The organism is Brevundimonas sp. SORGH_AS_0993, assembly GCF_030818545.1.
Taxonomy (GTDB): domain Bacteria; phylum Pseudomonadota; class Alphaproteobacteria; order Caulobacterales; family Caulobacteraceae; genus Brevundimonas.
The window spans coordinates 1,612,906-1,634,695 of sequence record NZ_JAUTAH010000001.1 but is presented as its reverse complement, the minus strand read 5'-3'; the positions used below and the strand labels follow the sequence as shown (position 1 = coordinate 1,634,695).

Genomic DNA, 21,790 nt, shown 5'->3' with positions numbered 1-21,790 from the left:
ATCCATGCCCGACACCATCCCTCCGTCGAACAGCGCCATGGCCGTCGCCGCCTCCGCCCTCAAGGCGCAGCAGTCGCGGATGCGCATCATCGCCGAGAACATCGCCAACGCACAGTCGACCGCCCGCACGGCGGGTGGCGAGCCCTATCGCCGCCAGATTCCGGTCTTTCAGGCCCGCGAGGTGGACGGGGCGACGGGGGTGGCCCTGGCCGAGGTGCGGCCCGACGCCAGCGACTTCAAGATGGACTATGACCCGTCCCATCCGGCCGCCAACGCGCAAGGCTATGTGATGCGGCCCAATGTCGACACCCTGGTCGAGGCCATGGACATGCGCGAGGCGCAGCGCGCCTACGAGGCCAATCTGAACGTCATCGAGACGGCGCGGTCGATGGACAGCCGCACCCTCGACATCATCAAACGCTGAGGAGCTAGGCCATGAATCCGATGATGGCCGCCAAGGCTTACGCCGCCGTCCAGGGCGGGGGAATGCCCAGCGTCGCCTCGGCCCCGGCCGTCGGCGACGGCGGCTTCGCCGACCTGGTCAAGAACGCCATGACCGACATGGCCCAGCAGTCGCGCGCGGCCGAGACCCAGATGACCCGGTCGGTCCAGGGCCAGGGCAATCTGATCGACGTGGTGACGGCCCTGAGCTCGGCCGAGGCGTCCCTGGAAACCGTGATCTCGGTCCGCGACCAGGTGATCTCGGCCTACAAGGAAATCATGGCGATGCCGCTGTAAGGCGGCCCACGGATCAGACCGCCATGTCGGCCGCCACCCGCCGGGCCAGGTCCAGGGCGGCGCCGCGCAGGTCGGGCACGGCCGTGATCTCCCACGCCGCGCCGCGCGTCAGGGGGCCGATGGCGTAGAGGCCGGGGACGGGGCGACCGGTCAGGTCCAGCGGCCGGCATTCCTCGTCGACCGTCAGTCCCAGGCCCAGCGGATCGGGCTGGACGAACCCCTTGGCCAGAAGGTCGCGGATCAAGAGGCGGGTGCTGCGCGCCACCGCGCCGAGAGGGCCGGTGCAGTTGACGACAAGGTCGAAGTCCTCGCAGACTGCATCCTGGCCGCCGCGCGGACGCCAGCAGACCTGAACCCCCGTGTCCGTCAGTCGGCTTTCGGTCAGGCGGCCGGCCTGCAACGTCAGATCGCCCGTCTTCCGCAGGGCCTCGATCTGGGCGGCGATGGAAGGGGCCAGGCGGTGGCGATGCACGTCCCACAACGGGCGCAGATGGCGCAGGAAGCGGGACCGTTCCACCGGGGTCCAGCTCCGCCACAGGTCGCGGGCGAGGCGCCGCAGCCGGTCGAAGACGGGTCGCCAGTCCTGACGCGCCGAGGCCGCCCGCACCTGGGCCAGGACCTGAGACGGGCCGCCGGAAAAGAGGCCGTCGCCAGGCGGCTGGACCTCGGCGGCGTGGGCGCGCGGCGTCAGGCCCCGGCGCGACAGGGCGACGAACCGCCGGCCGGGCGCGCCCAGGGACAGGACTGTGTCCACCATGGTCAGGCCGGTCCCGATCACCAGGATGCGGCGGGCGTCGTCCAAAGCCTGTGGGGCCAGGGCCTGCGGGTCCAGGGACCAGGGGTTCTCGATATAGAGGGGCGAGGCGCGCAGGGTCGGATCGATGCCCGGCGGCGTGCCCGGCTCCAGATTGCCCAGCGCCAGTACCACGGCGTCGGCGTCGAGCGGCGGCCCGTCCGAGGTGGAGACCCTCCAGCCCTCGGCCGTGCGGTCCAGGGCCTGGGCTTCGGCCGGCATCAGGGTCAGGCGGCCGTTCGACGCCGCCACGGCCCGGTCGCGGATCTCGCTCAGATAGTCGCCGTAAAGGCCCCGGCCGATGAAGCCGTGCGGCGCGGGCGGCGCATCGCGGGCGGCCAGCCAGTCGGCCAGATCGTCCGGCCGGTCGGGAAAGGCGCTCATATTGTCCAGGCGCACGTTCAGCAGATGGCCGGGGTCGCGGGTGTCATAGGCGACGCCGCGCCCGAAGACCGGACGCCGCTCGATCAGGGTGACGCGCAGGTCCGCCGACAGGGTCGTCAGATGCACCGCCGTCATCAGGCCGCTGAAGCCGGCGCCGATCACCGCGACATGCGCGCGTTCCCCACCCACCGTCATCCAGCCTCCATCATCCTGTACGGGCGCACAATGGCGAACCCGACGGCGGATGGCGATAGGCGTCAGGCGCCGTGACGCCGAAGGGCCGTGCGGATGTCGGCGACGATCAGCGGCAGCAGGAACCAGGGCTCGACGCAATAGCGGACGAATAGGCGTTGCGGGTCATGAAACAGGCGATAGGCCCATTCGATCCCCGCCCGCCCCATCCAGCGCGGCGCGGCCTTCTGCACCCCCGCCTCATAGTCGAAGGCGGCGCCGACCGACAGGACGACACAATCGGGAAGGGCGTCGAAATGGTCGGCGATCCACAGTTCCTGACGCGGCATTCCCATGCCGACGAACAGAATATGGGGTCGGAAGTCCGCGATCTCGGCCAGAACGGCGGCGTTGTCGGCCGATCCGGGGGCGGCCTCGAAATAGCCGTGACGGGTGCGGATCTCGGCGTCCGGATAGCGGGCCGCCAGCTTCGCCGCCGCCGCCTCGCCCACGCCGGGAGCGCCGCCGACCGACAGCACGCGCCAGGCCTTGCGGTCGGCCAGGCTCCAGAAATGATCGCGCCAGTCCAGATAGGTGCAGCGGTGGAAGGGCCGGCTGTGCAGGCCCAGAGCGCGCGAGAACCACAGCAGGGGCGTGGAATCGACCTCCACCATGTCGGCGCGGTCGTAGAAGGTCTGAAGTTCGGGCCGTCGGGTCAGCAGATACAGGCTGTGCAGATTGTGATTGGCGATCAGGCTCTTGCGCCCCTCCGCCACGGCCTGCTGCAGGTGGTGCATCACCTCCTCGGGCTTGACCAGATCCACCGCCTGACCCAGCAGGCGCACGCGCTCGCGCGACCGCCGCGCCTTGCGAAAGGCCCGGCGCGGGGCGGCGCGGCGGTCACGCGCGTGGGAAGGCAGGGACGTCTCCGTCATGCCTAGGCTCTAGTCCAGAGCCCCTCAAGACACGGTAAGGGAACAGGCTTAATCGGCGTTCAGACAGCGAAAGGCGCCGCTTGCGCAAGAAATCGGCATCCAGACGAAAATCCCTGTTGACCTCGCCCAGCCCCTCCCTTAGAGGTCCGCGCCTTCCCGATGGAAACGCCGCAAGGCGCTGCCGACGGGGCCCAGATGGCGGAATTGGTAGACGCGCTGGCTTCAGGTGCCAGTGGCTTAACGGCCGTGGAGGTTCGAGTCCTCTTCTGGGCACCAGTCAAGTGATTTATCGCGTTGTTTTTGCACGATAAATCACTTGACTGGCCCTTCGGGGTCCATACGCCTTCCCACACATAGTTCGCGCTTGCCTGCGACGGTCTGCGCTGCCGCGAGACGATCAGCCAATCTGCGCCGCCATCTCGTCAACTCCCGTGGGTCTAACAGGGGTGATCCAGACCAGTTCGACGGCGTCTGCGCTGTCGGCTTCCAACCTACCGGATCAGCTACCCACCGATTGATTTCGGGTTCATGCCAGCCCGCTCCCCTCACTGTGATCTTCACTTGGGCGGGAAAGGTCCTCTGCTTGATCTTCCGGTAAATCGTGGCTCTGCTAAGGCCCGTGCGGACCAAGACGGTTTTCAGGCGGATGATACGGCCTGTGATCTTCCCCCGCAAAAGTGGACGGCGTTAAGCCGCACCGCGCGGCGGCGAGCCTTCTCAAAAAGGGGATGTGGCCCTCCACCGCCAAGCAGGCGTGGCGGGCCGCGTCATATGCGCTGCCCGCAAGACTTCGGCCGGTTGCGGTCCACTGGGCTTGCCGATCCAGGTAGGGGAGACCGACCATCGTTCCAGCTGTCATGTCGGCATCATGAACTCGGCCTATCCGTACCGAGGGAATAACGTGATCGGGGCGACGTCGTTCGCTCCCTTGCTGTGTGCATAGGACATCCTATTCCGTATCGACCCGAACGTTCGCCACGCGGTCTGGAGACGTTGTTTCCCGTCTATTTGATCGCGCACTATGCCAAGAGCCAGCTCTGGCATGCGAGCACCCTGCTGTTCGGTTTCTTCCTGACCGAACTCTGCGGAATCGACGCCAGGTCGATGGGCTGGATCATGGCGGCGTCCCTGCTGCTTAACGCGCTGGCCGATCTCGTCATGGGGATGTGGGGGCGGAGCCGGATAACGGACGAGGCGCATGCCCGGCGCGTTCAGGCGCTGGGCGGGCCGCTGACATGCGCGTTCTTCCTTCTGTTCTGTGCGACGCCGTTCGTCGCGGCGGATGTACGGTCGGCCTGGGCGCTGGCGATGCTGCTTGGCTTTAGGGCCAGCTATCCGCTGATCGACATCCCGCAGAACACACTGCCGGCTCTGCTTTCGCTCGACGATCATGCGCGCTGCACGCTCCTTGCTAATCGCAATGTCGCATCGGGCGTCGCGACGATCGCAGTCAGCGTGATCGCCGCGCCGATTCTGATCCGGGGAGGCGATACCAACCTTTGGATGGTCTGGGCGCTGGTGCTGTCGTTGTTCGTTTGCGGCGCCGCATGCTGGCTGGCGCGTGCGCCTATGGCGAGCGGGACGCTTCCACGCTATGCGCCGGTGCGTCCCCAAGGCGATCTGGGTTTTGCGACGATCCTCTGTGCGCTGGCGATGATGATCGCCGCCAGTGCGGCCTTTCGCCTGGTAGAGCCCTACTATTCGGCGTTCGTCAGTGGCGGTGCGGGACTGTTGCTCTGGGCGGCGGTCGGGGGGACGATCAGCCAGCCCCTTTGGGCATGGCGCCGTCGTCGCCGGTCTGCGGTCTTGAGCCTAGTCGCGGCGGCCGTCACGCTGGCGGGGTCGGCGGCGCTGTTGTTGAGCCCTTTGCGATCTGCATCGGTCGGAGCCGCTCTGGCGGGCATGACGTTCGGCATCGGATCGGGCGGGTTATGGCTGATGCTCTGGAGCGCGATGACGGCGCTCGCCGCACAGGGACGCGCCACCCGCTATGTCGGGATATTCACCTGCGTTTCGAAAACGGCGCAGGCCGCCGCCATCGTCATCGCCGGGCACATGCTGGCGGCGTCGCCCTACCGCCTGACGATGCGCGATCCTTGGTCGCCGCCATCGCTGATGATGACCGGCGCGCTTGCCGCGATCGCCGTCGTGTGCCTCGCACTGGCGATCATTCTGTCCATCAATCGAAAAGCGTCTGGTGGAAAATCAACGACGCGGCGCCGAGCGGTCCCGACAGTTCAGGCTCAAGGCTAGCGACATCCATCACCGTGGGCGGTGCGCGGCGCTCGCGGCGGACCGGCCAGTGATTTTCCGGCAGGTCGATCGCATCGACGATCCGTCGCGCCAGCACCCTGGGCAGTCGCCCGCCCAGGATCAGCGCCTCGCAATCTAACGTCATTCGCAAAGCGCCGAACAGATAGGAAAAGGACTCCTGATGCTCCGCCAGCCATTCATCCACGCCGGGCCAAGTGGGATCGAAGTGCGTGATCAGATCCGACATACCCGAACAGGCGATGCCATGGTCGGCCAGCCGGTCGCGTAACGTCATAAGATTCGGGGTCGCGCGGCCGCTGCTCGTGAACAACCCTGCAATCTCTCCGGCATTGCCGTAACGCCCGCGCACCAGCGTGCCGTTCATCACGATTCCGGCGCCAAAGCCGGCGGCGACGTTAACGTAGCAAAAGCTGTCATAGCGCGCGGCGACGCCCAGCATACGCTCGCCCAGCGCCGCCGCGTTGGCGATATTCTCGACCGAGGTCGGCAGCCCCGTCTGCCGTTCGGTCGCCTCCTTTAGATCGACGAGCGCCCATTCTTCCAGTTCGCGGCCGGGGTTCACCATCGATGGACCGACGAAATAGCCCGCGACCGCGACCCCCATTCCCAGCAGTCGGCGGCGGTCGATACCCACTGTGGCCATTTGATCGAGTCCGAAGCTGACCGCTGCGTCCACCATCGCCGCGCGCGGCATCCCCGGCAAGGTGATCTGGCGCCGTGCACGAACCGATCCCGCCAGGTCGATCAACACCACATCAGCGCGGTCGGTCATCACCGAAAGGCCCAGGCTGAAAGCGGCGTCAGGCTCCATATGAATCATCACGCTGGGCTGGCCGCGCCCGGTCGCGACCGTCTCCCCGCTGCGGACCAAGCCTGCAGCCTCCAGTTCCTCGGTCGCCCGGAACACGGCCGTGCCCGACAGTCCGAGATCGCGAATCAGCTCCGATCGCGACGCGCTGCCCCGTCGTCTGATCGCGGCAAGCGTCGTCCTGCTACGAGCCGATAATTTGGGCGGCGACATAAATAACCTTTCAATTCAATGCAATAAGTCATGACCGAGTGAAAAGGCGGCCAAGTCCTCACGGCTGTCAAATAAATATCATGCTGAACGATATATAACAGGAGAGTTCCAAACGGGGTATTACAATGAAAGCCGCACATCAAATAAGCTTGGCTTGTCACCTATTGCTCGGCACGTCGCTGAGTTGCGCGCTGCCGGCTTTCGCACAGACCGCCGCTTTGCCGAGCGAAGTCCGAGGTGCTGATCCGGCGCAGGTCGATGACATCGTCGTCACCGGGTTCCGCGCGTCACAGCAATCGGCGACGCGGGTCAAACGCCAGTCGGCGGTCATTCTCGACGCCATTTCGCAGGACGATGTCGGACGTCTGCCCGATCTCAACATCGTCGAGGCGAGCCGGCGGATCACCGGCGTGTCGGTGGTGGGCGGCGCCGATCCGACCAAGAACCGCGACATCTATCAGCGCGCAACGATCCGCGGCCTGGATCCGCGCTACAATCTGGTGACGATTGACGGGATCCCTCTCGCCTCGCCCGACTGGGTCTATCGCGGCGCGCGGCTCGACATGCTGCCCTCTTCGCTGGTGTCGCGGATCGAAGCGATCAAGAGCGTCACCGCGCAGTATGATCCACATGCGCTGGGCGGGCAGATCAACATCGTTTCGAAGAGCGCGTTCGACGCGCTCGACGACCGCTTCTTTGTCGTCAACGCCAACGGCGGCTATAACGATACCGTCGGAAAGCTGATCCAGAAGGGCGGGCCGTCAATCCGCGCCGATGCGACCGGCGCATTGCGCTTCGGCCCCGAACAGAGCTTCGGCATCGTCGCCTCGGTCGAATATCAGCGACTGCCCTCGACCGCGCGGGCCGAACTGCCGGGCGACAGCAACGGTGCGGGCTGGTCGTACTTCACCGCCGCCGGCGCACGCACGCCGTTTTCGAACCTGTCGAACGGCTTTCTCGTGCCGGTGCGTAACCAAGATTATTTCTTCGAGAACATGCGCACGCGCCTCAGCGGCAATCTGAAGCTGGAATGGCGCCCAGACGATGCGACGGAAGTGTCGCTGTTCGGCGGCGATTATCACGACAAGGATGTCGAGACCCGCTACGAGATCCTGACGCTGCCGACCGGGACGCCGACGGCAGTCACCGCGACCAGCGGCGCGTTCGCGCAGGGCGATCTGCAGCAAGGGCTGACCTATCAGCCCGTCGCGCGCGACACCTGGTTGATCGACGCCAAGGGGCGTCATGATTTCGGGGGCGGCATCGTTCTCGACGCCACCCTGGCGCGGTCGCAGTCGCAGTATCGCGAACTGCGCGAGATGATAAAGTACGACACCAACCCGCGCGCCGGAACGTCGTCGGCAGGGTTCCTGCCGGCCTATGGCTATGGCTACGCCATCGTCGACGGGCGTCCGCGACTGACGCTCAACGACGCGGCCGCCGCGAATAATCCCGACAGCTACCGCGCGCTCTATTATCGCAACATCAATCGCGATCTCGACTCAACCGTCGACTTCGCCAAGGTCAATATGGGGTTCAACGCGGCCGCCGACGATCGAGGCTTTGGGGCGAATGTCGGCGCGGCGGTCACGCGGACCGACCTGTCCTACGACCAGCGCTATGTCGAATATGTCCCCGCCACGAGCGCCGGTCAGGCGACTATCGGCACATTGACCGGCATCTTCTACGACAAGCGGCCCACAGCGTATCTGACCCCTGCGGCGCCCTATCTGCTTATCAATCGGCCGGCAGCGTGGCAGCGGTTCGAGGCCAATCGCGGGTCGTTCACGACCACCAACCAGATCGCCAACAACGCCGCCGACGATTTCGGTGATCTGGAAACGACGAAGGCGGTCTATGCGCAGGGGCTGGTCCGCGTCGATCGCTTCGACGCGCAGTTCGGCGTTCGCTACGACAGCACGCATCTGGTCGTTGACACCAACCAGGCGCCGACCACGCTCGGCTCGACCGCGTATGAGCCGGTGCGGCGCACGACCGATTACGGCTATTGGCTGCCCTCGGCTTTGGCGACCTATCAGCTTGGCGACGGGATGCGGCTGCGCGCCGGCGTGTCGAAGACGATCGGACGGCCCGACTATAGCCAGTACGCTGCACGCACCTCGTTCGGGATCGGCGCCGACGGCACGTTGATGGTCAGCACCGGCAACCCCGATCTGAAGCCGCGCGAGGCGTGGAATTACGACCTGTCTTATGAATGGTACATGCCCGTCGGCATGATATCCGTCGCCGGTTTCGTGAAGGACATCCGCAACGAGATATTCACCAGCAGTCAGGTGGGACCGGCCGCGACCTTCCAGGGCGTCACCTACCAGAATGTCGTCGTCAGCACGCCGCGCAACGCGGCGGAGGCCAACGTGAAGGGACTTGAGATCGGCTACACGATGAATCACATCGCCGCGCTGCCGGGGCTGGGGTTCAATGCGAACTTCACCCTGCTGGACGGTTCCTATCGCCAGCCGGTGAGCGCCGCGGGCGTCGCATCGGGCCTGCCATCGACGCGCAAGACAAGCGGGCTTACCCAGCAACCCGGTTATATCGCCAACCTGACCGCGTTCTACGCGATCGGGCCGATCGAACTGCGCGGCTCCTACAATCGCATCGGTCGTGCGCTGCAATCGGCGGACGGCGATACGCCTACCCGCGACCTGTATCAGGAACCGCGCGAGCAGATCGACGTGCAGGCGCGCTGGAGGCTGGGTGATGGCGTGGAACTGGTCGGACAGGTGCAGAACCTCACCCAATCGCCGTTCATCGTCCGTCAGGGGGTGGACCGCGCCTATCTGAACTATTTCTTCCCGGTCGGACGGACCTTCTGGCTGGGCCTGTCGTGGAAACCCCAATGGTGAGGCGGCTTGTCGTGGCCGTCTCCGCCGCGCTCGCCCTTGTCCCCGCCGCCGTTATGGCGGCGGGGATCGACCATCGCGACGAGGTGCGGATCGTCCTGAAATTCGTGAAGCGCGACGGCGCGCAGACCCCACCTGTCCGCTTCGATCCGACGTCCTGCAAGGTTTGTCGCGTCGTCGACGAACCGCTGTTCAATGCCGACAATGCACGAGAGACGGTGATCGCGCTCGACGTGCCGCGCCGACGCACCATCGAACTCGCGTTCGAGGCGCGTTCGGGGACGGTTCGTCGGGTGCTGCTGGAGGCCGGGGAAGTGGCCTTGCGGGAGAACGGCGACCATATCGTCGTGGCGCTCCCGCCGCTTGCACAGGACGCGATCACCGCGGCTGAGGTGGCGACCCATATCGTCGAGCCGGGCATGGTGCTGCGCTTCGAGCACGCCGACCCGGCCCGGCGCGCCGGCGCCTATGCCGCCGGCGCTTTTCCCGACCGGCAACGGCGCGCCGCCAATGTGCTGGAATTCGCGCAGCGCCAGGTCGTCCGGACGCTGGGGCTGGGCGAGGAGGCGACGCGACGAAATTGGGGCGTCATTCAGATCATGGGCTTCGACACCAACGCCCCGCACGGCCATGTCGATGCGCCGCCGCATGTTCACATGCACCTGCGCTGGCCGGACAATACCGGCACGCAGATCGGCCATTACTATATCGATGACGATGGGCTGCTGTCGTACAACGTGGTGGGGGTAAAGGGGCTTGGCGCGCCCGATCGGCGGTTCGGTCGCGGCGAAACCTTCGCCACGATCGCGCCGGACGGTGCGACCGCCTACACGCACCGGATCACAGAACGCGGCTGGCTGGAGATCGGCGACGGCTGCGGACGCACCTGCCTGATCCGTCCCGTCGCGGCGGGAGGTTTCGCCGATGGCGCGGTCGTCATCTGTCCCGGCGTGGACGAACAGCGCATCACCGTCGCCGACGATATGACAAACGGCGTGCTGACGGTGACGACGGGCGAGATAGTGGAGGCCTTTTATTATGCGACAGACAGCGGCCTGCTGCTGTCTCCGACCGCCGCTCCAGCCAGCGCTCCATCGGTATCCGCGCAACAAATCGAACCGGCGCTGGACCGATAAGCAGGGCTGCCGGCCCGTCCGCAGCACGTCATCGCAAGTCGGCTCTACGCCCTGACGGTGGCGGCGATTAGCAGCCGACAGTGATCGCTATCGCAGGGTGAGCGACGTACTTTTCCAAAAGTTTCGCCACCAAGGACTTAATCGAGCGACAAGCTGCGAGGGAAGATGATGCCGTGTGGAAAGTCGCTGGCCTTATGGCCCAGCCGCTCAAGGTCAACTGCGACGCAATCCATATTGAGGCAAAAGGACGGCGTAATCCGCTCAGCGCTGGTCAGAAAAAGGCGGCGCGCAGCGGCAGGGCGGCCGCCCCGATGGCGGAGACGTCGCCGGCTATAGGCGAGGCCATGATCGTTGGCACCGGGCGACGACGTCCCGCGGCGTTCGGGGTTGGTAAAAGACAGACGGGACGCCAAAGCTTCGGCCAGTGGCGTCGGCAGACGCCCCCCCAGGACAATGGCCTGGGTATCCAGAACGCCCGATATGGCCGAAACAATTAGGTTCAGGGAAGGTACGGCGGCGGCCACCCAGCGGGCGACCGCAGGGCTGTCGCTCGGAAAGGCGGCCAGCATCTCCGCGATCGTGGCGGGACCGCCGCCCGGCTCCTGAATCATCCGCAAAAGCTGGGTCAGGTTGGGCTGGAACCAGTCGGACGGCAGGATCGAGGCGAACTCGCCGGCGTTGCCGTTCACGCCGCGCATCGGTTCGCCGTTCAGGATGACGCCGCCGCCGAAGCCGGCCGAGAAGTAAAGATAAGCCAGGCTGTCATAGCGCAGTCCCGCCCCGATCATGGCTTCGCCAATCGCGGCGGCGGCGCCGTCGTTCTCGATCCACACAGGTCCGGCGAAGGCGTCCGAGAGCAGGCGATCCAGCGGCGACAGCGCCCAGGCGTCCAGGCCGGGCGGCGGGTTCACCTGGGCGCCGTCGCCGACGAAATAGCCGGTCACGGCCACGCCGAAGCCGAGCCGGCGTTCGGGCGCCGCTCCAACTTCGTTCTCCAAGGCCTGGGCGAGGGCCAGTATCTTGCGAAAGGCGGAGGGCGGCGCGGTGTCTTGCAACCGGATTTCGCGCCGGGCCAGAACCGCCCCGCTCAGATCCATGATCGCCGCCGCCACCGCGTCGGTCATGACCGAAACGCCCACCGCATGGGCGGCGCGGGCGTCGAGCCGAAGCGGCGCTCCTGGCTTGCCCCGACCGGAGACGACGGGGCGGTCCTCCACCACCAGGCCGCGCCGCACCAGCGGTTCGATCAGCCGGGTGATCGACTGTTCGGTCAGGTCCAGGGCGCGTGACAGCTGGGCCCGGGTCTTGGGGCCGCCCCGTCGCAGCGCGGACAGGATCGCGCGTTCGTTGGTCGTCGCCGTGCGCACGCCGTCGTCCCGCAAGAACTGCGGCGCGAATCTTCCGTAACCGACTCCCATCCTTTGGATCATAGCGTCAGGACAGGGCGGCGTCCTGTCGCAAACTCACTCCGTTGGACGTAGCCAACGCACCTTGTAGAGATGCAGGTCGCCGGTCGGGACGCGCAGAACGCGACCGTCCTGACGGACGAAGAAGCCGAACGCCCACCAGCGCTCCTCGGCCTTGACCCAGGCCAGTCGGCCGGCGGCGTCGATGTCGACAGCCTTGACCTGCAGCGCCGGATTCAGCGGTTCCAGCGGCGTGAAGCTTCCACTATCGGGATCAAGGCGCCAGGCGCCGTCGTTGGTCGTGACCACATAGCCAGATCCGTCCGCCGCGCGCGAAAGATCATGGCCGTCGCGTTCGCCGGGCAGGGTCCATCGCTGCGTTTCCCGAAGCCGGGGCGCGGGGCCGTCCCAGTCCGCCAGGGCGAAGACCTGCACCAGATCGTGCGACAGGACGAACAGCGCCCGGCGATCCGGATCCCAAACCGCGCCGTGGCCCGAAGGCAGGGGCAGGGTGATGACGGGATTGTCCCCGTCGGCGAGATCATAGACGTCGAGGCGGTCGCCTTGTTCATGGATGGACAGGGCCACGGCGACCCGATCGTTCGGCAGGAGGGTCGCCGAATGGGCCATGGGGGCGTTGGTTCGGAACAGAACGGCGCCGGACGTCGCGTCCAGAAGAACGACGCCGCCGGTCGAGGCCGTGACCAGGATCCGGTCGCCGCCGACCGGCTTGCACTCGTCGATCCTTTCGAGAAGCGCCGCGCGATAGTCGGCCGGCAGATCGGCCGCCGTGGACGCCTCCCAGCGCCAGGTTTCCCGGGCGCCGTCGGCGGTCAGTTGATAGCGCCTGACTTCGTCGTCGCCGCACGCCAGCAAGGCAGGCGCGGCGGAAGAGGAGACGGACAAGGCTGCGAGAAGCGGAAGGATCATCGAGAACTCCTAGGATGGAAAACCCTCTAACCGATCCGTATGTCACAATTATCTCACCATGGGTGAGTAAATAGCCGCCTGAAGTTTTTGCGCCCCCAAAGGGGTTCTTTTCAGAGGTGGTCATGTCTCGTCGTCAGTTCTCCTTCCGCTCCGTCTGTCTGGCCACGACCCTGTTCGTCGCCACACCCGCCGCCGCCCAGACCGCTCTTCCAGCGCCCCTCCGGACGGGGGGGCAGCCCGCCCAACTGGACGAGGTGGTCGTCACCGGCGCCCGCCTTCAGGCCCGCAACGAGATCGCGGCCAAGCGCGAGGCCGCGATTATCCAGGACTCCATCAGTGCGGACGAGATCGGCAGCCTGCCCGACTTCGGTTTAGGCGAGGCGCTGGAGCGCGCGCCCGGCGTGTCCACGGTTCAAAACAACGATCGCGGGGAGGCGCAATTCTTGTCGATCCGTGGATTGAACGCCGACTACAATCTGGTGGAAGTGGACGGAGTGGCCCTGCCAGCCAATGAGATTGGGCGCCGCAACGTGTCGCTAGACGTCATTCCCTCGTCCCTGGCGCGCCGGGTGGACGTGGCCAAGTCGGTGACGGCGGCGATGAACGGCAACGCCATCGGCGGCGTCGCCAATCTGGTGACGCGCAGCGCCTTCGACGGTCGGGGCCGTCGGTTCGTGGCTGGGCGCGTCGATCTGGGCCATTGGGGCAATGAGCGCAACTTCGCCCGCAGCGGCCTGTCAGGACAGGGCGAGTTCGTCGTGTCCGACACCTTCGGCCCGGACAGACGTTTCGGTTTCGTGGTGTCGGCCAGCCGCTATGTGCGCGACTCGTCCTCGTTGAACTCGGCGGTCGACAACTACAGCTTCTTCGATCCGACGACGCATGCGCGCCTGGCCGCCGGGGATCCCGGTCTGGCCGACGCCGACGTCTCGCCGCAGCGTCGCCGCTGGCTGGCCTATGACAATGTGCGCGAACGCAAGGGCGTCTTCGGCAAGCTGGAGTATCGGCATGGCCCGCTGGAGGCCCGACTGACGGCGGCCGACTTCAGCCATACGAACGACGAGGATCGCCAGTCCAACATCCTGGTCGCCAACGGCAATCCCGTTGCGACATCGATCACCGCCACCGGCGGCTCGGTCGCCTCGGCCAACGCCCAGGTCGATCTGTCCGAATATTATCAGGATCGGGGCATCCACTACGTCGATTTCCGTGCGCGCTGGACGCCGGGTCCGCGCCAGTTTCTGGATTTCGGCGTGAACACGGCCGTCGCCTCCTATCGCCAGGATACGCGGTTGGCGACCTATCGCATCGCCAACACGCCCAATCTCGCCTTCACCTACGAGGTGTCCAAGGGCGACTTTCCCTATTTCGCGCCGGCGAATCCCGGTTTCCTTCTGTCTCCCGCAAACTATCGCCAGTTCGAATACGGCACGGCCCTGGACGATTCTCGCGAGAAGGCCCGGACGGCCAATCTGGACTGGGGCTTCAACGTCGAGTCTCAGGATCGGGGATGGGGGGCTCAACTGGGCGGTTACGCGCGTCGTCTGGAGCGGGCTTATGATCGGCAGGTGGACAACTACCGCCCGTTGTCAGCCAGCGACTATCGTTTGTCGGCGGTCGGGCGGCTGTCGGACTATGCGCCCTATAACGGACGAGGCACACGGATGCTGATCGTCGATCCGGGCTTGGCGCAGAGCTTCTTCGAGGTCAATCAGGCCGGATTCTCGGCGACCACGACCAATACGGCGAACAGTATCTCCTCCGACTACGACGTGAAGGAGGACATAGACGCGGGCTATGCCCTGGCGCGGTTCGCGACCGATCGGTTGACGATTCTGGGCGGGCTGCGCTTCGAACGAACGCGCCTTGAAACCGGATCGGCCGCCTTGGTCGGTTCCGCCTATGTCTATGGCGCGCAGACGTCGCAGTATGACGATTGGCTGCCGTCGCTTCAGGCGAATTACGACCTGACCGACAGGCTGAAACTGCGCGCGGCCGCCAGCCGAACCATCGGACGACCCGACTACGACGATCTGGCGGCGCGTGAGACTGTCTCGGTCAACACCGACGGCGACTTCACCATTCGGGGCGGCAATCCGAACCTGAAGCCCAGGCGTTCCGACAATCTGGACCTCAGTCTAGAATACTACGGCGGGCGCGACGTCATGATGTCGGTGGGCGCGTTCCAGAAAAGGATCGCCGACGAAATCCTGACGCTGAGAACCACCGCCGACGAGATGTACAACGGAGCGCTTGAGTCCGTCACGCGGATCAGGCCCGTCAATGCTGGCGATTTCCAGGTGCGTGGGCTGGAGTTGAACCTGGTCGTGGGACGGATGGACTTCCTGCCTGGGGCGCTGGCGGGCTTGGGCGCTTCGGCCAACCTGACCCTGCTGGACGCCGTTCCGCCCAGCGTGACGATGGGCGACTTTACCGAGCGTCGCCTTCCGAGCCTGTTCGAGAGTTCCGACGTCATCGGCAACGTCAAACTCTTCTACAATTTCGGCGCCCTGACACTTCAGGGCGCCTGGAACCATGTCGGCGACATGCTCTACTCCGTGTCCAACAGCGATCCGACGCAGGACCGGATCGTCAAGGCCAACGACCGCTTCGACGCCCAGGCCCGCTACCGGATCACCCCCAACCTGACCGTGGTGGCCCAGGCCAAGAACCTGACGAATACGCGGCGCCAACGTATGTTCGGCCCGGATTTCGGGCTGCTCCGCGAGGAGCTGGATAACGGCCGCGCCTTCTATGTCGGCGCTCTGTTCCGCTACTGACTGCGGCTAAAGCCCCCGCTGTCGTGCAGCGGGGGCGCCTTCAGGCGCGTCTAGGCAGAGGCGACGCCGACGAAGCTGGCGTGGAAGTCGACAGGACCCAGAATCCAGAGGTCATAGCGGCCCGCGTTCTCCTGAAGAGACCACGTCGCTTTCAGGTGCTGTGCGCGCCGATCGTGTAACGGATCGGCGTGCCGAAGATCGGCAGACTGTCGCCCGTGACGAACTCCATATACCATTGGTTCGGCGTCTCGGTACGGCCGTAGGTGTAGGCGATGTCGTAGTCTAGGGCGAAGGCTCCCCGCACGTTGCGACCGCCCAGATCCAGCACGCCCAGGCGGTTGTCCTCCTGCTTGACCTCGGCGCCCATCAACGACGAGAATCCGTCGATGGCGCCGGCGTTGCCCAGGCTGGTCCTGATGTCGATGTAGTCGTGCAATTGGGCGTTCTTCCACTGGGCGTACAGGCCGCGCAGATGGAAGGCGTCGTTGGTGTTCGGGCGGTATTCGAGGGTGAAATTACCGCCCGTGCGGTCGATGTCGTTCACGAACCGATCCAGGCCGTGGGAAATCAGACGAAGCGGGGTGGATTCAGGCAGCACCACCTCGCTGTTCGGCAGGGCGCCGTCGGGACGCCAGCTGGTGTTGTAGCTGATGTTCTCGTTACGCTCGCCCGTGATGGTCCGCTTCGTGTGGAAGACCACGCCGTAAAGACCCAGGGTCTCATTCGCGTTCAGGAAGGTGGAAAAGGCGCCGGTCAGATCGGTGGCGGTCTTGTCGGCGATGTTCTCGCGGCTGGCGCGGACGGACAGGCTGGCGAGCCGTTCGTTGAAGTCGAACGGGCTGGGCAGGCGGAAGTCGATCGTGCCGCCCACCGCATCGCCGTCCAGGTCGGGCGTCACGCTCTTGACCACGCGAACCGTATCCAGTCCGTCCGGCGGCAACAGGTCCAGCGCCACGGCGCGATCGCCGCGGTTCGAGGTCGCCAGGCGGACGCCGTTCAGCGTGTAGACGTTGAGCGCGCCGTCCAGGCCGCGGATGGTCACATAGCGGGCGTCGCCCGTGCCGCGATCATTCACCGTGCTGACGCCCGGAAGGCGCTTCAGGGCGGCGGCGACGCTGGTGGACGGAATGGTCAACAGCTCGTCGGCGGACACGACTTCCGAGACGATGTCGGCGCGGTGTTGCTCGGTCTCGGCGCGGCGGGTGGCGTTGCGCGCGCCCGTCACGATGATGGCCTCGACCTCCGTGGCCGCTTCCGTCGCCCGTTCGGGCACGGCGGATTGCGCCAAAGCCTGAGCCGGCAGGACAGCGAGCGCGACGCCGCCCAAGAGCGCGCCCATGCGGACGCGGCTGATCGAATGTCTCATGACTGTATCCCGAAAATGAAGCGACGGCCCCGTCCGTCTGATTTCGGCCTCTAAGCCGCCGCCGTGACGTCCATGTGACCTTTTGTGGTATTTTGTTCGAGTTGATGCATCGGCGAGAAGAAACGGTCATTTGCGACGCGCGTGCGTGCATTCTAAGAACGGTTCAGGGAGATCATGCCGATGAACCAAGCCATTCGTCTCGACGGCATCATCACACTGTTGCAGGCGCAGGGGTCTTGCGGGATCGCGGAGCTAGCCGAGACTTTCGGGGTTTCCGAAGAAACCGTTAGGCGCGACATCCGTCGGCTCGAACGCGACGGTGCGGTCCGCAAGGTCCACGGCGGCGTTCGCCTGCCCGACCGACGCGCCGAGGCGCCCTGGCGACAAAGACTGAACATACAGGCCGACGCCAAGCGCCGGATCGCCGCTCGGGCGGCGTGCCTGATCGAACCCGGCATGACCGTGCTGTTCGACAGCTCCACAACCGCCTTCTGGCTGGCGCAGGAAGTCGTGGGCGTGCGCGACTTGATCGTCGTGACCAACAGTCTGGAAATCGCGGGCGAGTTCTGCGCGGGATCCGACGCAAGGGTTTTCCTGTCGGGCGGGGCGGTCGACGCCACCTATCGAGCGGTCTTCGATGCGGACGCCATCGCCTTTGTGCGTCGGTTCGTGCCCGACCTCGCGATCTTCTCCTTCGTCGCGGTCGATGCGGCGCGCGGCTTTCTGGATCACGAACCGGCGGAGGCCGACTACGCGCGGGCCGTTCTGCCGATCGCCCGTCGGCGGGTCTGCGTGACGGATGCGACGAAGTTTCAGGCGGCGGGACGGGTACAGGCGGCGGGCTGGGACCAGATCGACCTGTTCGTCACCGATCAGGCGCCTCCGGCCGACGTGGCGCGCGCCGCCGCCGACAGCCAGACCGAAATCTGGATCGCCTGAGGCGGTTGACAGAGGCCGGTATCGTCAGGCCCTGCGTCTGCGCAGGAACAGGATGGCCGCGCCTGCGACCAGGACCACGCCCGCGAGACTTGTCGCATAAGCGGCTGATACGAAGAACGGCAGCCACGGCAGGTTGATGGAGCTGAAATTCTTGAACAGCAGCAGGGCGACGCTGCCCATATAGCCTGTGGCGTCAGCGACGTAGATCAGGAAACCCGCGGTCGCCACCGTTCCGGAAAAGGCGATCATACGGTCGAAAAGCATGGCGTTGAACGGCGTATAGGCCAGGTACAACCCGGCGCCGCCCGCGATCATCCAGGCGATGGGCGAAAGCAGTCCCTGCTGAAACGCCAGGGTCGAGACACCCAGAAGCGCAAAGCCCGCCAGGATGACGCCGTGCATGAACAGCAGGGCGCGACCGTTGTTCTTCACAAGGATCAGCACGCCCATCGCGACCAGCGACACAGCCGCCACCGGACCTTCGCTGGCGGTGAAGACCGAGGCGGCGTCACCATAGCCCAGGGCTCGCCAGATCTCAGCGGCGAAATTGTCGCGCAGGTCGCGGAAGGCCGTCAGCAGCACATAGGCCGTGATCAACAGAAGCAGCACAGGCCAATGGGCGCCGAGAAAGGCGGCGCGTTCCCTAGCCATCATCGGACGGCGCGCCACCCGTTCCGCCTCGTCGGCGGCGTTGGGCGCAGGCAGGGCGGCCAGAGCCAGAACAGAGACGGCCAGCAGAGGCATGAAGACGACGCCGACCGCCGCGGGCATCCAGAAGGCGCTGATGTGATTATGTTCAATCAAGACCTTGCCGACCGACTTCACCACGCCTGAGGACAGGATGAAGCTGGCGCACAGTATGGCGCCCAGAACCTCGCTGGTTCGTCGTCCCTCCATGAAGCCGAACACCAGGCCCCAGATCAAGCCCAGCGGCAGACCGTTCAGGAATAGGGCGGCGACATTCCACGGCGCTGGCATGACCGCGAACAGAACCAGGGCGATCCAGGAGGCGCCGATCAGGAGCACAATGGCCAGGGCGCGGCGCTGGGCCTTCATCTCGGCGATGACCTTGACCCCGATCAGCTTGGACAAGGCGTAGCCGGCCACTTGGGCGATCACCAACGCGATCTTGTAATCCAGGGCGAAGTCCCAGCCCGGCACGACGTCGAAGGTCGCGGCCGTGAAGGGCTTGCGGAAGGCGTACATGGAAAAGTAGGCGCAAAAACCCGCCAGGCCCGCGAACAGGACGAAGACGACAGGCTTCGCCTGAGCCAGCCACGATCGAATCCGTTTCATCGTTTGACATCATCCCGTTGCACGCATGTGGTCTAGACCACAGCTGCGACGCTTGGGTGACGAGGAAGTGGAAATGGCGAGACGTTATCAGGTCGCCGTGGTGGGCGCGGGAATCGTCGGCCTGGCCTGCGCCCTGGCGGCTGCACGGCGGGGTTTGTCGGTCGTGGTGATCGATCGCGACGCACAAGCCAACGGCGCCTCCATCCGCAATTTCGGCTTCGTCACCGTCACGGGCCAGCCTCGGGGGAACATCTGGAGCCGGGCGCATCGTACCCGCGCCGTCTGGGACGAGATTGCGTGCGAGGCGGACGTGTCGATCTTGCAACGCGGTCTGTGGCTGCCGGTCCGCCGTCCCGAGGCCGCCGCCGTGCTGGAAGCCTTCATGGCCACCGAAATGGGCGAAGGCTGTCGGCTGATGACGGCGGGCGAGGCAAGGGCGCGCGCACCGGAGATCATCGGCCCCGACACCGTCGCCGCCCTGTGGAGCCCGCACGACCTGCGCGTGGACTCGCGCTCGGCCATACCCCGGTTGGCCGCCTGGCTGGCGGCCCGCTTCGGCGTGGAGTTCTTGCGTCAGACCGCCGTTCAGGCGGTCGAGCCGCCGCGCGTCCTGACCAGCCGGGGGATTATAGAGGCCGAGCGGATCGTGGTCTGTCCCGGCGACGATCTGGTCAGCCTGTTCCCCGACTATATGACCGACGCGGGTCTGGCGCGGTGCAAGCTTCAGATGATGCGGCTAGCGTCGCCCGGTTTCGTCCTACCAGCCCCGATCATGTCGGACCTCGGCCTTGTCCGTTACGGCGGTTACGCCGATTTGCCGGAGGCGGCCGCCCTGCGTGCGCGCCTGGAAGCGGAGCAGGGCCAGGCCCTGGCCGACGGCGTCCATCTGATCGCGGTGCAAGACGCCGACGGGGCTCTGGTCGTCGGCGACAGTCATCATGACGCCGCCACCCCCGATCCCTTCGCCAGTGCGGCGGTCGATCAACTGATACTGGACGAATGGCATGCCGCAACAGGGCGACCAGCGCCAGCGGTTCTCCAGCGTTGGACCGGAACCTACGCCTACGGGCCGAAGGCCGATCTGATCGCGGCGCCGCACCCTGACGTGCGCCTGGCCCTCATTACAGCCGGCAACGGCGCTTCCACCGGTTTCGCCTTCGGCGAGGCGGTGATTTCAGACCTGTTTCAGGAAACCTTCAAACCATGACCTCCCTCCGCGATAGATTCGACATGGTCGTCTTCGACTGGGCTGGCACCATGGTCGATTTCGGCAGCCGGGCGCCCGTTCTGGCCCTGATGGAGGCGTTCGCCATCCTGGGCGTCCCCGTGACCGAGGACGAGGCGCGCCGCGACATGGGCCGGGCCAAGGCCGATCATGTGTGCGCCTTGTTCGAACAGCCGCGTGTCAGTGACGCCTGGCGCACGGCTCACGGCGCGACCCCGGATTTTGGGGCTGTCGAGCGGGTCATGACCGAACTCCAGACGCCGATGATCCGAATGGCCCGAGAGACGGCGGACCTGATCCCCGGTGGCGTCGATGTCGTCGCCCGGCTGCGGCAAGAAGGCCTGAAGATCGCCTCATGCACCGGCTATACCCGCGAGATGATGCAGGCGATCCTGCCCCGCGCGGCGGATCAGGGTTACGCGCCCGATCTGGTGGTCTGCGCCCATGAGACGGCCCAGGGGCGCCCGTCGCCCCTGATGATCTACAAGGCTTGCGCCGATCTGGGCGTCTGGCCCCTTTCGCGGGTGGTCAAGGTGGACGACGCCGAGGTGGGCGTCGCCGAGGGGCGCAACGCCGGCTGTTTCACCGTGGGGGTCGCGGCGTCCGGCAATCTGACAGGACTGACGGCCCAAGGCCTGGCGGAACTGGACTCGGATGAGCGGGCGGCCCGACTGGCCGCCGCCGCCGGCCGATTACGCGAGTCGGGAGCAGATCTGGTCATCGACACCGTCGCGGATCTGATCCCCGCCCTGGAGGCCGAGACGGCGCGGCTGACCGCCTGACGTCGATCCTCTAACGCACCCGGATGTCGACGCTGATCTTCAGGGCGTCGTGGCGCCAGTACTCGCGGTCGAACTCGACCACCTGTCCCTGGGCGTCAAAGCTGGTCCGGACCACGTTCAGACCGGGCAGGCCGGACTTGACCTGCAGCGCCTCGGCCTCGTCTCGGGTCAGGGCGCAGGGCTGCATGTCCACCCGGTTGCGGGCCACGGCGATATTGTAGGTGGATTTTAGGACGCTGGTCAGTGAGCCGTCCAGCGGATGACTGAGCAGGTCTGGGGCCATGGCGGCGTCAACGACGATGGTCTCGACCAGAACCGCACGGCCATCGACGGAACGGCGGCGGCGGATGCGGTACAGCGGGGCGCCGATCGGACGGCCGAAGACGGAGGAAAGCGCCGGGGTGCAGGCGATTGCGGTCTTGCTCAGCGTCTCGGTCGTCGGACTGCGTCCCTGCGCCTCGACATAGGACATGAAGCCTTCCCACCGTGTCGGATCATAGACGATGGGCGGGGGCGAGACGTACCAGCCGCTGCGGTCCTTCCGATAGATGATCCCCTCGGCTTCAAGCTGAAACAGGGCCTCGCGGATGGTGCCGCGGGCCACACCGCCGCCGACCTGCAGCTGACGTTCGGAGGGCAGGCGTTCGCCAGGCCTCAATTCTCCCCCCGCGATCCGCGCGGCGATGGTGTCGCGCACCCCGAGGTAATGGAGACTATCCGGCTGACCCATGGCATCGCTCGATCGACGGT

The 21,790-nt window shown here is 66.0% G+C and carries 19 protein-coding genes and 1 tRNA gene; 10 read left to right on the top strand and 10 right to left on the bottom strand.

The genetic code is table 11. The features are described from left to right. The first annotated feature begins 4 nt into the window (after positions 1-4). Together flgC and QE389_RS08080 are read left to right on the top strand one after the other, a co-directional pair. Entirely contained in the window at positions 5-424 is a 420-nt protein-coding gene (gene flgC, locus QE389_RS08085; RefSeq protein ID WP_373458301.1) for a flagellar basal body rod protein FlgC, read from the top strand. Positions 425-435: 11 nt separating this feature from the next. Further along, entirely contained in the window at positions 436-738 is a 303-nt protein-coding gene (locus QE389_RS08080; RefSeq protein WP_307366164.1) for a flagellar hook-basal body complex protein FliE, read from the top strand. A gap of 13 nt (positions 739-751) precedes the next feature. Here QE389_RS08080 and QE389_RS08075 read toward each other — a convergent pair whose 3' ends face one another. Beyond that, the gene (locus QE389_RS08075) at positions 752-2,110 is read right to left on the bottom strand and encodes an FAD/NAD(P)-binding protein (RefSeq protein WP_307366162.1); all 1,359 of its coding nucleotides are present in this window, start codon (positions 2,108-2,110) and stop codon (positions 752-754) included. 62 nt (positions 2,111-2,172) lie between these two features. Further along, positions 2,173-3,021 carry a WecB/TagA/CpsF family glycosyltransferase gene (locus tag QE389_RS08070; protein ID WP_307366160.1) on the bottom strand — a complete coding sequence of 283 codons (849 nt, stop codon included), beginning with the start codon at positions 3,019-3,021 and terminating at the stop codon, positions 2,173-2,175. 189 nt (positions 3,022-3,210) lie between these two features. On the opposite strand from QE389_RS08070, the gene QE389_RS08065 reads away from it, so the two are divergent. Continuing rightward, positions 3,211-3,297, top strand: a tRNA-Leu gene (locus QE389_RS08065). A gap of 36 nt (positions 3,298-3,333) precedes the next feature. Here QE389_RS08065 and QE389_RS08060 read toward each other — a convergent pair. Next, complete coding sequence (locus QE389_RS08060; RefSeq protein WP_307366158.1) at positions 3,334-3,696, bottom strand: AlpA family transcriptional regulator; 363 nt, start codon at positions 3,694-3,696, stop codon at positions 3,334-3,336. A gap of 318 nt (positions 3,697-4,014) precedes the next feature. Between QE389_RS08060 and QE389_RS08055 the strand changes: the two genes are divergently transcribed. Continuing rightward, on the top strand, positions 4,015-5,274 hold the full coding sequence (locus QE389_RS08055) for an MFS transporter (protein WP_307366156.1): 1,260 nt from the start codon (positions 4,015-4,017) through the stop codon (positions 5,272-5,274). On the opposite strand, the gene QE389_RS08050 is transcribed toward QE389_RS08055, so the two are convergent. After that, the gene (locus QE389_RS08050; RefSeq protein ID WP_307366154.1) at positions 5,201-6,316 is read right to left on the bottom strand and encodes an ROK family transcriptional regulator; all 1,116 of its coding nucleotides are present in this window, start codon (positions 6,314-6,316) and stop codon (positions 5,201-5,203) included. The genes QE389_RS08055 and QE389_RS08050 overlap by 74 nt on opposite strands. A gap of 125 nt (positions 6,317-6,441) precedes the next feature. Here QE389_RS08050 and QE389_RS08045 point away from each other — a divergent pair, with 125 nt between their 5' ends. Both QE389_RS08045 and QE389_RS08040 read left to right on the top strand, forming a co-directional pair. Next, on the top strand, positions 6,442-9,183 hold the full coding sequence (locus QE389_RS08045) for a TonB-dependent receptor (protein WP_307366153.1): 2,742 nt from the start codon (positions 6,442-6,444) through the stop codon (positions 9,181-9,183). An 11-nt stretch (positions 9,184-9,194) separates the two neighbouring features. After that, the gene (locus tag QE389_RS08040; RefSeq protein ID WP_307366151.1) at positions 9,195-10,316 is read left to right on the top strand and encodes a hypothetical protein; all 1,122 of its coding nucleotides are present in this window, start codon (positions 9,195-9,197) and stop codon (positions 10,314-10,316) included. A gap of 137 nt (positions 10,317-10,453) precedes the next feature. Here QE389_RS08040 and QE389_RS08035 read toward each other — a convergent pair whose 3' ends face one another. Together QE389_RS08035 and QE389_RS08030 are read right to left on the bottom strand one after the other, a co-directional pair. Further along, positions 10,454-11,734, bottom strand: coding sequence for an ROK family transcriptional regulator (locus QE389_RS08035; RefSeq protein WP_307366149.1), 1,281 nt, complete (start codon positions 11,732-11,734; stop codon positions 10,454-10,456). Positions 11,735-11,779: 45 nt separating this feature from the next. Then, on the bottom strand, positions 11,780-12,652 hold the full coding sequence (locus QE389_RS08030; RefSeq protein WP_307366147.1) for a DUF6528 family protein: 873 nt from the start codon (positions 12,650-12,652) through the stop codon (positions 11,780-11,782). Between the two features lie 122 nt (positions 12,653-12,774). On the opposite strand from QE389_RS08030, the gene QE389_RS08025 reads away from it, so the two are divergent. Then, positions 12,775-15,432 (top strand): TonB-dependent receptor, encoded by a 2,658-nt coding sequence (locus QE389_RS08025; RefSeq protein WP_307366145.1) that lies wholly within the window; start codon positions 12,775-12,777, stop codon positions 15,430-15,432. A gap of 50 nt (positions 15,433-15,482) precedes the next feature. On the opposite strand, the gene QE389_RS14680 is transcribed toward QE389_RS08025, so the two are convergent. Then, positions 15,483-15,668, bottom strand: a complete 186-nt coding sequence (locus QE389_RS14680; protein ID WP_373458300.1) for a phospholipase domain-containing protein — start codon at positions 15,666-15,668, stop codon at positions 15,483-15,485. After that, complete coding sequence (locus tag QE389_RS08020) at positions 15,584-16,798, bottom strand: TonB-dependent receptor plug domain-containing protein (protein WP_307366143.1); 1,215 nt, start codon at positions 16,796-16,798, stop codon at positions 15,584-15,586. Before QE389_RS08020 ends, QE389_RS14680 begins: the two co-directional genes overlap by 85 nt. A 180-nt stretch (positions 16,799-16,978) precedes the next feature. Between QE389_RS08020 and QE389_RS08015 the strand changes: the two genes are divergently transcribed. Beyond that, complete coding sequence (locus tag QE389_RS08015) at positions 16,979-17,737, top strand: DeoR/GlpR family DNA-binding transcription regulator (protein WP_307366141.1); 759 nt, start codon at positions 16,979-16,981, stop codon at positions 17,735-17,737. A 24-nt stretch (positions 17,738-17,761) separates the two neighbouring features. On the opposite strand, the gene QE389_RS08010 is transcribed toward QE389_RS08015, so the two are convergent. Next, positions 17,762-19,033: a DUF5690 family protein gene (locus QE389_RS08010; protein ID WP_307366139.1), complete on the bottom strand. Its 1,272-nt coding sequence runs from the start codon at positions 19,031-19,033 to the stop codon at positions 17,762-17,764. Positions 19,034-19,106: 73 nt separating this feature from the next. Here QE389_RS08010 and QE389_RS08005 point away from each other — a divergent pair, with 73 nt between their 5' ends. Together QE389_RS08005 and phnX are read left to right on the top strand one after the other, a co-directional pair. Further along, entirely contained in the window at positions 19,107-20,240 is a 1,134-nt protein-coding gene (locus QE389_RS08005) for a TIGR03364 family FAD-dependent oxidoreductase (RefSeq protein ID WP_307366137.1), read from the top strand. Then, entirely contained in the window at positions 20,237-21,040 is an 804-nt protein-coding gene (gene phnX / locus QE389_RS08000) for a phosphonoacetaldehyde hydrolase (RefSeq protein ID WP_307366135.1), read from the top strand. Before QE389_RS08005 ends, phnX begins: the two co-directional genes overlap by 4 nt. Before the next feature lie 10 nt (positions 21,041-21,050). On the opposite strand, the gene QE389_RS07995 is transcribed toward phnX, so the two are convergent. Next, positions 21,051-21,770: a UTRA domain-containing protein gene (locus QE389_RS07995; RefSeq protein WP_307366133.1), complete on the bottom strand. Its 720-nt coding sequence runs from the start codon at positions 21,768-21,770 to the stop codon at positions 21,051-21,053. Between the last annotated feature and the right edge of the window lie 20 nt (positions 21,771-21,790).

Excerpts from the sequence above, each read along its gene's own strand:
- QE389_RS08045 (WP_307366153.1), top strand. The coding sequence starts at position 6,442 with ATGAAAGCCGCACATCAAATAAGCTTGGCTTGTCACCTATTGCTCGGC.
- QE389_RS08070 (WP_307366160.1), bottom strand. The coding sequence starts at position 3,021 with ATGACGGAGACGTCCCTGCCTTCCCACGCGCGTGACCGCCGCGCCGCC.
- QE389_RS14680 (WP_373458300.1), bottom strand. The coding sequence starts at position 15,668 with ATGGTATATGGAGTTCGTCACGGGCGACAGTCTGCCGATCTTCGGCAC.
- QE389_RS08035 (WP_307366149.1), bottom strand. The coding sequence starts at position 11,734 with ATGGGAGTCGGTTACGGAAGATTCGCGCCGCAGTTCTTGCGGGACGAC.
- QE389_RS07995 (WP_307366133.1), bottom strand. The coding sequence starts at position 21,770 with ATGGGTCAGCCGGATAGTCTCCATTACCTCGGGGTGCGCGACACCATC.
- flgC (WP_373458301.1), top strand. The coding sequence starts at position 5 with ATGCCCGACACCATCCCTCCGTCGAACAGCGCCATGGCCGTCGCCGCC.
- QE389_RS08075 (WP_307366162.1), bottom strand. The coding sequence starts at position 2,110 with ATGACGGTGGGTGGGGAACGCGCGCATGTCGCGGTGATCGGCGCCGGC.
- QE389_RS08010 (WP_307366139.1), bottom strand. The coding sequence starts at position 19,033 with ATGAAACGGATTCGATCGTGGCTGGCTCAGGCGAAGCCTGTCGTCTTC.
- QE389_RS08050 (WP_307366154.1), bottom strand. The coding sequence starts at position 6,316 with ATGTCGCCGCCCAAATTATCGGCTCGTAGCAGGACGACGCTTGCCGCG.
- QE389_RS08080 (WP_307366164.1), top strand. The coding sequence starts at position 436 with ATGAATCCGATGATGGCCGCCAAGGCTTACGCCGCCGTCCAGGGCGGG.
- QE389_RS08005 (WP_307366137.1), top strand. The coding sequence starts at position 19,107 with ATGGCGAGACGTTATCAGGTCGCCGTGGTGGGCGCGGGAATCGTCGGC.
- phnX (WP_307366135.1), top strand. The coding sequence starts at position 20,237 with ATGACCTCCCTCCGCGATAGATTCGACATGGTCGTCTTCGACTGGGCT.
- QE389_RS08020 (WP_307366143.1), bottom strand. The coding sequence starts at position 16,798 with ATGAGACATTCGATCAGCCGCGTCCGCATGGGCGCGCTCTTGGGCGGC.
- QE389_RS08030 (WP_307366147.1), bottom strand. The coding sequence starts at position 12,652 with ATGATCCTTCCGCTTCTCGCAGCCTTGTCCGTCTCCTCTTCCGCCGCG.
- QE389_RS08015 (WP_307366141.1), top strand. The coding sequence starts at position 16,979 with ATGAACCAAGCCATTCGTCTCGACGGCATCATCACACTGTTGCAGGCG.
- QE389_RS08025 (WP_307366145.1), top strand. The coding sequence starts at position 12,775 with ATGTCTCGTCGTCAGTTCTCCTTCCGCTCCGTCTGTCTGGCCACGACC.